This is a genomic window from Moraxella cuniculi (genome assembly GCF_900637105.1).
In the GTDB taxonomy this organism is placed as follows: Bacteria; Pseudomonadota; Gammaproteobacteria; order Pseudomonadales; family Moraxellaceae; genus Moraxella; species Moraxella cuniculi.
The window spans coordinates 1056404-1069207 of sequence record NZ_LR134343.1; the positions used below are offsets into that span (position 1 = coordinate 1056404).

Annotated in this window: 10 protein-coding genes; 4 read left to right on the forward strand and 6 right to left on the reverse strand. The window is 44.9% G+C overall.

Going from position 1 to position 12804, the window contains the following annotated elements; all coding sequences use genetic code 11:
• Window positions 1-257 precede the first annotated feature (257 nt).
• Together EL162_RS04910 and pal are read right to left on the reverse strand one after the other, a co-directional pair.
• Window positions 258-869 (reverse strand): 4'-phosphopantetheinyl transferase family protein, encoded by a 612-nt coding sequence (locus tag EL162_RS04910; RefSeq protein ID WP_126330516.1) that lies wholly within the window; start codon window positions 867-869, stop codon window positions 258-260.
• 73 nt (window positions 870-942) lie between these two features.
• Window positions 943-1458, reverse strand: coding sequence for a peptidoglycan-associated lipoprotein Pal (pal, locus tag EL162_RS04915; RefSeq protein ID WP_076554300.1), 516 nt, complete (start codon window positions 1456-1458; stop codon window positions 943-945).
• Between the two features lie 283 nt (window positions 1459-1741).
• Between pal and pepN the strand changes: the two genes are divergently transcribed.
• The 3 genes from pepN to EL162_RS04930 all read left to right on the forward strand — a co-directional run bounded on the left by pepN (window position 1742) and on the right by EL162_RS04930 (window position 6611).
• Window positions 1742-4318: an aminopeptidase N gene (gene pepN, locus EL162_RS04920; protein ID WP_126330518.1), complete on the forward strand. Its 2577-nt coding sequence runs from the start codon at window positions 1742-1744 to the stop codon at window positions 4316-4318.
• Window positions 4319-4505: 187 nt separating this feature from the next.
• On the forward strand, window positions 4506-5831 hold the full coding sequence (locus EL162_RS04925) for a 3-deoxy-D-manno-octulosonic acid transferase (RefSeq protein WP_126330520.1): 1326 nt from the start codon (window positions 4506-4508) through the stop codon (window positions 5829-5831).
• A 36-nt stretch (window positions 5832-5867) separates the two neighbouring features.
• On the forward strand, window positions 5868-6611 hold the full coding sequence (locus EL162_RS04930) for a 16S rRNA (uracil(1498)-N(3))-methyltransferase (RefSeq protein WP_126330522.1): 744 nt from the start codon (window positions 5868-5870) through the stop codon (window positions 6609-6611).
• Between the two features lie 69 nt (window positions 6612-6680).
• On the opposite strand, the gene EL162_RS04935 is transcribed toward EL162_RS04930, so the two are convergent.
• The 4 genes from EL162_RS04935 to EL162_RS04950 all read right to left on the reverse strand — a co-directional run bounded on the left by EL162_RS04935 (window position 6681) and on the right by EL162_RS04950 (window position 11455).
• Entirely contained in the window at window positions 6681-7871 is a 1191-nt protein-coding gene (locus EL162_RS04935; RefSeq protein ID WP_126330524.1) for an SGNH/GDSL hydrolase family protein, read from the reverse strand.
• Between the two features lie 12 nt (window positions 7872-7883).
• Window positions 7884-8984: an SGNH/GDSL hydrolase family protein gene (locus tag EL162_RS04940; RefSeq protein ID WP_126330526.1), complete on the reverse strand. Its 1101-nt coding sequence runs from the start codon at window positions 8982-8984 to the stop codon at window positions 7884-7886.
• The gene (locus EL162_RS04945) at window positions 8971-10467 is read right to left on the reverse strand and encodes an MBOAT family O-acyltransferase (protein WP_126330528.1); all 1497 of its coding nucleotides are present in this window, start codon (window positions 10465-10467) and stop codon (window positions 8971-8973) included. The genes EL162_RS04940 and EL162_RS04945 overlap by 14 nt, the downstream gene beginning before the upstream one ends.
• Window positions 10468-10672: 205 nt before the next feature.
• Window positions 10673-11455, reverse strand: a complete 783-nt coding sequence (locus EL162_RS04950; RefSeq protein ID WP_126330530.1) for a methyltransferase domain-containing protein — start codon at window positions 11453-11455, stop codon at window positions 10673-10675.
• 215 nt (window positions 11456-11670) lie between these two features.
• Here EL162_RS04950 and EL162_RS04955 point away from each other — a divergent pair, with 215 nt between their 5' ends.
• The gene (locus tag EL162_RS04955) at window positions 11671-12726 is read left to right on the forward strand and encodes a hypothetical protein (protein ID WP_126330532.1); all 1056 of its coding nucleotides are present in this window, start codon (window positions 11671-11673) and stop codon (window positions 12724-12726) included.
• Window positions 12727-12804: the final 78 nt, after the last annotated feature.

The following is a 12804-nucleotide window of genomic DNA, read 5'->3' on the forward strand; positions in this document are numbered from 1 at the left end:
AAAGGCAGTGCAATCGCACTGTCTTTTTTTGGCTTTGTATAAGTTCTTAATGGCAATGACATTGATTGTATTTTGGTGTGATATTTACTGATTAAGCTGTAAAAATTTATAGATAAATTAAGAATTATCATCAGGCAAAGTAGTATGGCAAATGGCAGTTATATTGCCATCAAGCAGTCAATTTTAGAATAAAAAAGCAAAATAAGATAAATATTAAAAAATAATTAATATATTTTTAATAAAAACACCAATTAATATTAAGCAAAGGCGACATTATCATCGGCAAAAATCGCATTCAGCTGCAATCTGGGCTGATGATAAACCCAATGCCCAGCTGCTACACTTGTCCGCACCAGTTGTAACTGTGTGCTGGCATCAGGCAAAGTCATTGCCGAAAAATCAACGCCAAGACCTGCGTGCAAGCGACCGTGATACAGCTTAATCCAACATTCTTTGATTCGCCATAATGCAGCAATCAGTGATTGTTTGGCGATGGCTTGGTTGATGAGCATAAGCTCATTGGGGTGATAATAGCGATTGGCAATGGCAGGGCTGACTGGGTGGATTTCGATATCAATGGCACAGGGCGTGGGGCTGATAATAAGTGCGACCTGATTGCCAGAATGGCTAAAGCTCACAAAACCATGCCGACCGCCGATAAGCCGATAGGGCAGATGCGTGTCTTGCAGCTTGGCGGTGATATTAAATTTGCATAAAGTTTTTGATAATAAAGCACGCACGCAAGCAGATTGTTGGCGTTTGTGTTGTGCTTTGTTGGTGTTTGGTTTGGCGATATAGGCATGGGCGATAATGACTGCCTTGTCATGCAACAAGGCAAAGGTAGGATTGTGCAAACTACACGCAGTCATGCAGAGCGACAGCCAAATTTATGCAGATACTTGCTCGATGGATATGCCACCAAGCCAGTATTGCGTTAGCTGTTTAGTATGATAGCTCGGCACGGCGGTTTTGCGACCATGCTTCTTCGGTTGAGCCAGTGGCAACGGGGCGTTCTTCGCCAAAGCTGACAATCTCAACATTGGCATCGCTGACCCCTTTGCTGGTCAAATAGCTACGCACAGCAGCGGCACGACGCTCACCCAGCGACATATTGTACTCACGACCACCTCGCTCATCGGTATGACCTGCAACCAACACACGAGCGGTCTGATTGGCGGTTAATAGCTTAATATGCTCATCTAGGATTGCTGCAGCTTGTGGCTTGATGACATCAGAGTCAAAATCAAAATGAACAAGGCTTGGCAGGGCTGCTGCTGCAGTTTTAACCGCTTCGCTATTTTCGACCAAAGGTTTGCTTGGGTTGTATACAGCACCTGTGTAGCCTGTTGGGGCGTTTGGTGCAACAACGACATTGCCAGTTGGCTTATGGGCACAACCTGTGCTTGTCATCACGGCCACCAAGGCAAGGCCTGCAAGAGCAAATTTTAAATGTGGCATAAAAACACCTTTTGTATTTATTAACAAATATTAATCGTTATACGCACAATTGTGCAAAGTTGTTTCAGATGGCTATATAATGACAAATTTATAACAAATTTACAAGATATTTTTGCATTTGTGAGACTTTGATTGTGGTGGTTTTATATTTTTAGTGATTCGTCCATTTGTTGCCGAAATTTCAAAAGTCTGTTACCATAGGTCATTTGGCACATAATCGTGTCAAAATCACTGTTTATTGATAAATTTTATTAAATTATATATTTATAAATTGGATAATACTATGAGTCAAGCAACCACACCCCAAAAAATCTACCTAAAGGATTATACGCCACCTGCCTATGCGGTTAAGAAAGTGGATTTGGACATTTGCCTATATGAACAACAGGCGATTGTTAGTAGTCGCCTTGAGATGACAAGACAGGCAGCAGGTGAGCTGGTACTGCTTGGGCGAGATTTGCAATTGCAGCAGGTTTCGGTCAATGGTGAGGTGCTCAGCCCTGCACAGTTTCGCTTGGATTCGGAGAGTTTGACTCTGATTGATGCTCCTGATAGAGCGATTGTTGAGACCAAAGTTATCATCAAGCCACAGACCAACACCACGCTTGAGGGTTTGTATCAGTCAGGCTTAGATGATGAGATGATGTTTGTTACACAATGTGAGCCTGAAGGGTTTCGAAAGATTACCTTTTTTCCAGATCGTCCCGATGTGCTAAGTGAGTATACCACGCGTCTAGAAGCACCAAAAACATTCAAAACCTTGTTGGCGAACGGCAATCTGGTGGAGGCAGGCGAGGTTGGCGATGACCGCCATTATACCATCTGGCATGATCCAACCAAAAAACCAAGTTATTTATTTGCAGCGGTGATTGCCAATTTGCAGGTGCTACAAGACCATTATACAACCAGCGGGGGTCGCAAGGTCTTGCTGGAACTTTATGCGGTTTCTCAGGATATTGACAAGTGTCATGTTGCCATGCAAGCACTCAAAGATTCGATGAAGTGGGACGAGGATAATTATGGGCGTGCCTATGATTTGGATCGCTATATGATTGTGGCAACCAGCCAGTTTAATATGGGGGCGATGGAAAATAAGGGCTTGAATATTTTTAATACCAGCTGCGTGTTATCAAGCCCTGAGACGGCAACCGATGAACGAAGCTTTAATGTCAAAGCGGTGATTGCTCATGAATATTTCCACAACTGGACGGGCAATCGTATCACTTGCCGTGATTGGTTTCAGCTGTGCCTAAAAGAAGGCTTTACGGTTTTTCGTGATCAGAGTTTTTCGGGGGATTTTCGCTCAAAGGCGGTGCAACGCATTGAAGATGTGGCGATATTGCGTTCGGCACAGTTTGCCGAAGATGCTGGCACATTGGCTCACCCTGTGCGTCCAGAGAGCTTTGTGGAGATTAATAATTTTTATACCGCAACGGTCTATGAAAAAGGTGCAGAGATTGTGCGTATGCTTGCCAATTTTCTGGGCAAAGAAAAATTCAGACAAGGCACCGATGAGTATTTTGCCCGTTATGATGGGCAAGCGGTAACTGTGGAGGATTTTTTGTCGGCGTTGTCGGTGGCGGACGAGCGAGTTTTGGCATTTATGCCGTGGTATCGCCAGCCGGGTACACCAGTGCTGTCAGGCGGTGTGCAATATGAACAAGATAAGGTGGTGGTTCGCCTTGCCCAAAAAACTCGCCATGTACCAAATTATGACGCACCAGTTGCTTTGCCAATTCCTGTGGATACGGCAATTTTTGACAGCAATACAGGGCAGTTGCTTGCCGAAAAAATGTTGCTACTGACCACCGATAGTGCTGAGTTTGTCTTTGATGGGATACAGCTGTCCGAAGGTGGCCACCCTGTCGTGTCTGTTTTGCGTAATTTTTCCGCACCTGTACGACTGGAGTTTGATTATAGTGATGAGGATTTGGTGCGTTTGGTGTCGTTTGAAACCGAAGGATTTAACCGTTGGCAAGCCATGCAAACTCTGGTAAATCGTTGGTTGTTTGGCAGCTTTGATAATGTTGATAGCATTGCAGGGCTGTTAAAAACGGTAACAGATGAACTGCTTGATTGTGATCCGATGTTGGCAGCCAGATTGTTTGATGTGCCAAGTCAAAAAGAGCTGGCGATGGCATATGACAGCGATTATGATCCTGTGGCGGTCAAGGCTCGCCGTGATGAATTTATTAAATTGATTGCGTGTGCGTTGGCGGATAAGGCGACAACATGGTATCAAGCCTTGCCAATACAGGCGTACGAAGACACACCATTGGCACGGGGTCGCCGTCTGTTACGCAATGTGTTGCTTGATTTGCGTCTGCTGGCAGGCGATGCTACCGCTGAACAAGATGCCTATTACCAATATGATAATGCAACTTGCATGAGTGAGCGACTGGGGGCGTTTACCGCCATCATCAATCATGATTTGGGCAAAAAATCGCTATACATTGCTAATTTTTATGAAAAATTTGCCAATGAGAACTTGGTGATCGATGCTTGGTTTAATGCACAGGCATTGTCAAGCCGTACCAGCATTGATGATATTGCCGCCTTGATGCAGCGTCAAGATTATGACTGGAATACGCCAAACCGTGTGCGTACCACTTTGGGAGCATTGGCTGCCAAACCTGTGCAGTTATGGACACAGCAGGGCATGGCGTTATACCTATCGGCGGTTGAGCGGCTTGATGGTTCAAATCCGCTTTTGGCGGCACGATTGTTGTCGGCACTGGCTCGCTGGTATACGCTTGGTGATGATGCCAAGGCGATGGCACAGTTCAATCTTGAGCAATTAAAACAAAAAGTACAGTCGAAAAATGTACTGGAGTTTTTGGATAATATGCTGACCGTTTGATGTGTTTTTATTGATAATCAACAAGTGGCAGGCTCGCTTGTTGATTATTATTTGTTGCATAAATTTTAATTTTTCCAATTTTTCTGATTTTTAAAATATATTATCTATCTATATATTTTTAATTAATTGTTGGGCAAGTTTAAAGAAAAATGCTACAATTGCTTTTTTGCCAAACTTTGGAGCGTCCATGTCAATCGCCACCAAGCCGCCTGTGTATTATCGTGCTGCCATTGCGATGCTATCTCCCCTGTATCGCCTGTGGGTTGCTTATAAATCCAAATCACGATTGACACGCCAAAGGGAGCTTGATGAGCGATTTGCGGTGCGGTATTTGCCTGTCCCTGTGGCTGATAAGGGGGTGATTTGGTGCCATGCGGTCTCTTTGGGCGAGCTAAATACGGCATATCCGCTTTTGGAGAAGTTGCTGGAGCATGGTTTTGGGCTGTGGATTAGCAGCACAACGCAGACAGGATTTGAGCGTGCTAAGCGGTTGTTTGCTGAGCAGATAGCAGCAGGTAGTGTGTCGCACAGTTTTGTTCCTGTGGATAGACCTGTGGTACTGGAGCGATTTTTGGCACATACAAATCCTGTTGCTGCACTGTTTGTTGAGACCGAGCTGTGGGCAAATACACTGTATGCTTGCCGCCGCCGTGGTATCGCAACTGTGATGATAAATGCTCGCTTGACCGAAAAATCATATCAAGGTTATGCCAAATTTGCCCAAGTAAGCAAGACCATGATGGCAAATCTGGACAGTGTAATCGCACAAGATAAGGATTCTGCCGAGCGATTTTTGGCACTGGGAGCCAAGAAAGTGGCGGTGGCTGATTCTTTAAAATGGGCAAGTGTCAGTCAGCTGACCTATGCCCAGCAGCTGCTTGCCGAACAAAAAGCACAGGAGTTTGGGCGTGCTGGCAAGACGCATATTTGGGTAATGGCAAGTACGCATGAGGGCGAGGAGGCGTTGGCGATTGCCGCACATCAAGCACTCATCAAACAATTGCCCAATGCTTTGTTGATTTTGGTGCCACGCCACCCAGAACGATTTGAGGCGGTGTATCAGCTGTGCCAGCAATCAGGGGTTGAAACGGTACGCCGATCGCAGCAGACAAATATCAATGAGCATACGCAGGTCTATTTGGCAGATAGTATGGGCGAGCTTTTGGCTTGGTATCAACTTGCAGATATTGCCGTTGTTGGTGGCTCGTTTGTGCCGATGGGTGGGCATAATCCGATAGAGCCAGCCAGCCTTGGCAAGCCTGTGATTATTGGCAGTTATGATACCAATTGCCATGAATTGGTGAGGGCATTAAAACGCGTTGGTGCGTTGGCACAGCTTGATGCAACAGATGATAAAGTGGCGATTAGGCTGTTTGAGGCAATCATGCAAGCGTATCTGTATCGCTGGACGGGAGAGAGCGGAGCGGAGTTGGTTGCAAGCAAGCAACAAGCGGTCTTCGAGCAACTGTCCTTGGTGCTACAAGCCATAAAAGAGCAAGGCAATGATGATTGATATTTTCGCCTAACGAATAAGCTGCGTTGTTAATTTATGAATGTTATTTTATTAAACTCTGAAAATTTTATTAATAAAAATGCAGAAAACACTTACCAGCCACAGGCTTGTATTTATGATGAAAAAATCATTCATCATGTCATCTCGGTGCTGGGGGCTAAGGCTGGTGATGAGCTAAAAGTTGGTGAAATTGGTGGCAATCTGGGTGTGGCAACAATTGAGCGAATTGATAATAAGCAATTGATTTTAAAAGATATTTATCTTGACACACCACCTCCACCAAAACTTGAGATGACCGTTGTTTTGGCACTGCCACGCCCCAAGGTATTAAGGCGGTTGATGATGGATATGGCGGCGATTGGTGTTCGGCATATTGTGCTGGTTAATAGCTTTCGCACTGACAAATCCTACTGGTCATCGCCACATTTGGCACGGCTTGATGAGTATCTTATCGAGGGGCTACAGCAAGGTGTGGATACGGTATTGCCAACTTTGACACTGGCTAGGCGATTCAAGCCTTTTGTGGAGGATCAATTGCCTGCCTTGATTGGTGAGGGGCAGGCGGTGGTGGCACATCCGTATGCACAGGTTGGTTTTGGGCAGTTTGGCAGTTCTTGTGTGCCGAGCGTTATATTGGTTGGGGCTGAAGGGGGATTTATCCCTTATGAGATTGAGCTGCTTGCCAGTGTTGGGGTGGTGGCTGCAAGTTTGGGCAGGCGTATTTTACGCACCGAGGCGGCGGTAAATGCTTTGCTGGGGCGGTTTTTGTCAGCTTGTTAATCACTTTATAAGCGGTTATGATTTATGTAAAAAACGGCAATTGCTATGTGCAACTGCCGTTTTTTGAGATTATTTATTATCCAGTTGGCGATAGTTGATGTAGGGAACTGGCTGAATGGTTTTGTTGTTTGGCGTGGTGTATGACAGTGCCTTGATGTCTTCTGCCAGCTGATTGCCCAGCTCGCTGTAACCCTTGTGGGTAAAATGCACGCCGTCTTTGGCAGCTTTGCCACTGCGAATCCAGTTCATCATTGAGCAGCTACCTCCCATTGCTGCTTGCCAATCCCAAAACAAAGTTTGTTCATCTTGGGCGGTTTGTCGCTGAATCTGCTGAATGGCAGACAATCCACTTGGGCGTGTGCCACAGCCACCACCAGTGCTTCGCAGTGCTTCGGGTGCAGAGACAATCATGATGGCTGCATTGGGTGCGGCTCGGCGAATTTGGCGAATGCGTTCGCTTAGCACCGCTTGCACACGCTCTGCTGATACGCTGTTGTAGCCTTCGTTGGTGCCATAGGCTAAAATAATCAAATCAGGGGCAATTTCTCCCAATTCATTTTGCCAAGCGGTGTCATTCCAACGATTCCAGTGGGACAGTTCAGCTCCGTTAATGCCCAGTGCTGATACGATGGCTCCTGTTTGGGTTTTTGATTTGCCCCACCAGCCACCGATGGCAGTGCCAGAGACGCTGCCTTGTGCAGTGATGGTAAAGGGTAATTTGGCATCAAAACTGACTCGTTGCCAAGTGCTATTTTTGATGGGAGCGGCGATACTAAAGCGGTTGCCATCGCTGTCAATACCAATAAGCTCACCATCATTGGCCGCTTGGCGGATGCTGACTGTCATGGTTTGGGTTGGTTCATAGCCCTTGGACTTAATGGTTAGGCTGCTGCCTGTGTGATTGGGCTTGGCAATCAGACCGCCAAGTGTGTAATTTTCGTTTTGATTGCGGCGACTAGAAATGGCTGTCCATTGGTTGTTGTCATAGCCATAGCGAGCTAATCTTTGACCGCTAAAGTACATTGGCATTGCCCAGCCCATGCCACCATTGCCATAGCGTTCCTGAAGATTGTTGCGTAGAGCGTCCGTCATGCTATCGCCTGCAGTATGCGAGTCGCCAAGCTGGACGATGTGGATATTATTGTTTGCCAGTGCGTTCAATAATTTGTTGGTATTTGGCTCATTATAGTTGGTCAAAAAACCACCCCAAGCAGCCATATTTGTCAGCGATAAGGCACAAAGTGCAAACAGTTTTTTCATAAATTTACTCGGTTAATCTGTGATAATGGTCAGCTCATCTTGTAGGGCTTTTGCAATCAGTTTTTGCCCTTGTACGCTAAAATGAATGCCATCGGAGCTACGCATTTTAATTGATTTGCCATCTTTTACAAGATAATCATTGTAAACATCGTTGCTGGTACCTAACAGTTCGCGTGCGTCCAAAACCTTGACATCGTGGCGTTGCAGCTCGGCTTTCATGACGGCAGTTAAATAAATCATCTGTTCATTTAGTTTTGCTTTTTTCATATTTGGTGGCGTAATCCAGATAACTTTTACGCCGTAGTTTTTGGCAGTATTAAGAATGCTTGCCATGCGAGCTTGATAGCCCGCTTCCCATTGTGGGGTCTGAAATTTCAACTGACCGCCATTGGTTAGGTCGGGCATATCCCATGGATCATTTGGCCCCAAAAATACCGCCAAAATCTTGATATTGGCATTATTTGCCAAAGTTTCTTCGATGGTTTTTGGCCAGTTAAATAGGCTTGGGTAAGCAAGTCCTGTGCTTTGTTTGGATAGATTTACTGATTTTATATTGTAATTTTTTTGAAGATATTGCTGCACATGCGGTGCAACGCCTTGCATCATAGAGTCTCCAGCAAAAAAGATTTCATCGCCAGTACGCAGAATATACACATCTGTAGTGGATGCTTGTATGCTAGATACTTGGTCTTGTGCTTTGGGTGCTTGATTGGACTGTATCAGCTGCTGCTTGGCAAGATATTGCGGAGTGTAGGCAAAATTTTTATTAAAATAATCAACCACTTGTTGATTTTTATTCGTGATATTATCGGTGAGTTGACCATGCCAAGCGTATAATTGGTTGCCGATTTCGCCGCCTTTTTTCCACGCGTCAAATTTGTTGTTTAGGTACAACAAGGGGCTGTCTTTGTGGTAGGTTTGTAGATAATAGGCATTGACCGAGTTTTGCATGACCCATAGGCACAATGCTGCAAAAAAGCACAGCACCGCCAAAAGATAGCTGTAGCTTTTTGAGTGCATATAATCCACAGGATAGTCATCTAGATTGATATGCTTGGCTGTGGGGTATGTTGGCAGATTATTGTCCGTTGATGATTGCTTAGAAATTGGCATAAATAAACCCTGGAATCCCTGATGGTGCAAAGATAATGACCGTTAATAACCCAATGAGCAATAGGCTGATGATGACAACCTTTGGCAGGCAAGAGAAAAAACGCACAATGGCAGGCGTGTGGCGTGTGTACCACGGATAAATAAGCCACGCAACCACAAAAATCGCCAGCATATACAAAGGATTGGCACTCCATGCGATGTTTTGATAATTAAATACCAATGCCTGAAAAATCTGCGTAGCATCATTCCAGCTGCTTGCTCGAAAAAACACAAAGCAAAATGCCACAAAATTGATGGTGAAAAAAATACCCAGCATTTTGCCCAGCCAGCCTTGCCGATAGAGGGCATTGCGTGCGGTTTTTGGGGTGCTTTTGTAGAGGATTTGGTGCAGCTTGTCGGTGCAGTTTAGCAGTACAATCGCCAAGCCGTGCAACAATCCCCACAGCAAAAAATTAATGCTTGAGCCGTGCCAAATGCCAGACAATCCCATGGCAATCATCAGATTGATTTGTGTTTTGGCAAAGCCACCACGGCTACCACCCAAGGGAATGTAAATATAATCACGAATCCATGTGGATAGACTGATGTGCCATCTGTCCCAAAAAACACGAATATTATGGGCGATGAGTGGTGCTTTGAAGTTTATGGGCAAACGAAAACCGAGCAATAAACCAAACGCCACCATCATCTCGCTATAGCCCGAAAAGTCCAAAAATAACTGCAAAGTGTAGGCATAAATCGCCACCAGTACTTCTAGGCTATGGTACTGCATGGGGTTGGCAAAGATTGGATTGACCCAATTGTCAGCCAACCAACCTGCCAGCCACCATTTTTTGATTAATGCCAACAAAATCAGTGCCAGAGCCACAGTCGGCAACAAAATCCGCCGTGGTGCGATGGTGCGGATTTGTTCGCTCATGCCACAGGGTTTGCCCTGTATGTCGGTCAATCCTGCTGCCGACTTGGCACGAGCGATAGGACCTGCACTGATGGTGGCAAAAAATGACAAATGCTGTAGCAGTTCCATAAAGCCAAAGCGTGGCGTTTGTTCGTCCTGCTGATAGCGGCTGACCATGTAGCTTATGCCTTGAAATGAATAATAAGAAATGCCCAGCGGAAAGATGATATTTGCCATCAAGCCTGACGAATCAAGCTGCAGGGCATCTAGGCTTAGCTGAATTGTTTGTTTGAAAAAATCATAATATTTAAATACGCTAAGGTTAAGCAGGGTGAAAATTACACCAAGGGCGAGCCATCGCTTTTTAAACTGACTGCGATCCATCATGCTGGTGATAAAAAATACCAAAATGGTGTAGATAAATAATATCAAGACAGCTTGCCCGCCTGCCATCAGATAGACAATCAAGTAGCTTAGGCAGCTAAGTAGCAGATTTTGGCATTTGGGTCTATGGCGAAACAACCAATAAATCGCCAAAAAACCAATAAATAATAACGAAAATTCTATGGATAGAAATGAAAACATGGGTTGATTTCACTCCGCATCAGAGTATATAAATATGGATAAATTTTGAACTATTTTATCATATCGTTGTTTTATTGTTAATATGTATGGTTAAAAAATTGCACGCATTTTGAGCAACTTTTTAAGATTTTATCAATATAATTTTTATTTATTAACAATAAAAAAGCAGGCAAAACCTGCTTGATAATCAGATTGATAAGACTGGCTAATCACTAAGTTTATTTGCTAGCAAGTGCAAATACCGACCCATTTGCCGAAATGGCATCATGCGTGCGTATTTTAGCTCCATTTGCACCACAGCATCAGGGTTATTCAGCCCGCCTCGTTTTAGCGGTGCATAATCAGAAAAAACACGAATCCCTGAACGCAACATGATTTGATAGCCGTGTTGATTTAGCCAGTTTTCGACAGTGTCGGCAGCCACAGGGTGATTGGGCGTGAGGCTTTTGTTGTCGGCTGGGCGTGGCGTATCCAGCTGATAAAAATTCCCCATCACCAGATTGCGATAAATTTTACTGGCAGGGTTATAAAAGCACAGCGAAAGTATGCCATCTTTTGCCAAAAATTGATCAAAAAATGCCATGATTTTTTCGGGTTCGCCAAGCCACTCAAGTAAGGCATGGCATAAGATTAGGTCAAATTTTTCACCTGCAAGTTGCTCGCTTAGCTGCTGATAGGGGCAGTTAATGATACGCAGTTTTTGCTCAACGCCGAGTGCTTTGGCGTTATCTTTTGCCATCTGGAGCATATTGGCAGAGATGTCGTTGATGGTAACTTGATGATTGTTGGCGAGCATGAGGCTCAATTGTGCCAATCCTGCTCCGACATCCAGTACACGCAGGCTATCTTTTGGGTGGTTGGTGATGGCTTCGTCAATATCCTGCCAAAGTACGGCAAGGCGAATGCGGCCTTTGATGCCGCCATAGACTTTTTTGGCAAAATGCTCACTGATGTCGTCAAAATTTCTATCGCTGATGTGCTTGGTCATGTTAATCTTTTGTAAAAGTTGAACGGATAAATGTATCTGTGCATTTTGTTGGGTTTATTTTGATTATTTGTTGGCTAAGCTGTGCTATAATGAGCTGGTTTATCAAGTGGATTAATGCCTTATTATAGCACAGCCAGATGAGTATGGGCTTATTTTATGGCTGGCATAAGGGCAGGTTGCTTGAACAGAAAAACTAAATAGCGATGAGTATCACGATGAAAAAATCTACCATCAAAGTTATTGGCGTGTCAGCAGCATTGGCATGGGCATTGGCAGGTTGTGATGAGCAGCCAAAAACACAAGATGTCGCAGTTGCTGAACCTGTGGTGCAAAAGCTGGATTCGGTATGCGAGGACAGTGCCTTAAAGAGTCGATTGGATTTGTCTATCAAAAATGCCATCTTGTCAGCGGCAATGAATCGTTTGGTAGGGCTATCGCCAGAGCAAAATTTGGCAACCCAAACCGCATTAAATCAGCGACTAAATACAGTGCGTATTGACAGCCAGAATCCGACAAATTTTGCTGACAGTTGCATGGTTGATGTTGCAATTGCCATTGATAATCAAGATTTGGTCGCAGCGGAGTATGCTTTTGCTCAGTCAGGGGCGACTTTGTTGCAACGAGCCACTCAAGATCAGGTTGAGTTAAATAATGGCACAATTGTCGCCAAGCAAGTTACTTATCAGCTGGTTGGTGGCGATGTGGTTATGTATAACAACAATCACAATGCCATTAATTTGATTGCTGATATTTTGTTGGCAGCGGTGGGCAATACGCAGGTTGATATGAGCAATGCGACTTATGGCGTAAGCAAGCCTCAGGTGGTTGAGCGTATGCCATCGCAACCAGCACAGATAAACAGTGATGCTCAAATCACCACCCGAATCGAACGCCAAAACTCTGTTGCAGATGCAGCTCATGACAATCAAGCGGTACGCACGCCAACAGGCAATCGCACGCCATCACATGAGTTGCCCAGAACCAGACAGCCAGAACAAAAAGCACCTGCCAAAGTAGCCGAGCCTACCGAGTCCGCCAAGGCTCAAGCAAGCAACCAGCAGCCAGCAATTATCAGCAAACGCAGCACTCAAGCTCAGGCTCAGATAAACTCTGCCAAAACAGCAGAGGCTGCCGAAAAAGCACAAGCCAAGCCAAAGCCTGCTGAAACTCGCTCTGCCGATGCATCGTCTGCCAAATCACCAGTCGAGCCAAAGCAAACCGAGCAAACAAGCGATGGTATTACCATTGTTGAGACCAATGAAACCTACTAAGTTTGTCAAAGTGTGGTGATGTCAAATAAAGCCTTGTAAAGGGGCTTTATTTGTTTTGTTACAGTATTATCAAAAATA

Bases quoted from the DNA above. Each gene is read 5' to 3' on its own strand.
- EL162_RS04910 (WP_126330516.1), bottom strand. From the start codon at position 869: ATGACTGCGTGTAGTTTGCACAATCCTACCTTTGCCTTGTTGCATGAC.
- pal (WP_076554300.1), bottom strand. From the start codon at position 1,458: ATGCCACATTTAAAATTTGCTCTTGCAGGCCTTGCCTTGGTGGCCGTG.
- pepN (WP_126330518.1), top strand. From the start codon at position 1,742: ATGAGTCAAGCAACCACACCCCAAAAAATCTACCTAAAGGATTATACG.
- EL162_RS04925 (WP_126330520.1), top strand. From the start codon at position 4,506: ATGTCAATCGCCACCAAGCCGCCTGTGTATTATCGTGCTGCCATTGCG.
- EL162_RS04930 (WP_126330522.1), top strand. From the start codon at position 5,868: ATGAATGTTATTTTATTAAACTCTGAAAATTTTATTAATAAAAATGCA.
- EL162_RS04935 (WP_126330524.1), bottom strand. From the start codon at position 7,871: ATGAAAAAACTGTTTGCACTTTGTGCCTTATCGCTGACAAATATGGCT.
- EL162_RS04940 (WP_126330526.1), bottom strand. From the start codon at position 8,984: ATGCCAATTTCTAAGCAATCATCAACGGACAATAATCTGCCAACATAC.
- EL162_RS04945 (WP_126330528.1), bottom strand. From the start codon at position 10,467: ATGTTTTCATTTCTATCCATAGAATTTTCGTTATTATTTATTGGTTTT.
- EL162_RS04950 (WP_126330530.1), bottom strand. From the start codon at position 11,455: ATGACCAAGCACATCAGCGATAGAAATTTTGACGACATCAGTGAGCAT.
- EL162_RS04955 (WP_126330532.1), top strand. From the start codon at position 11,671: ATGAAAAAATCTACCATCAAAGTTATTGGCGTGTCAGCAGCATTGGCA.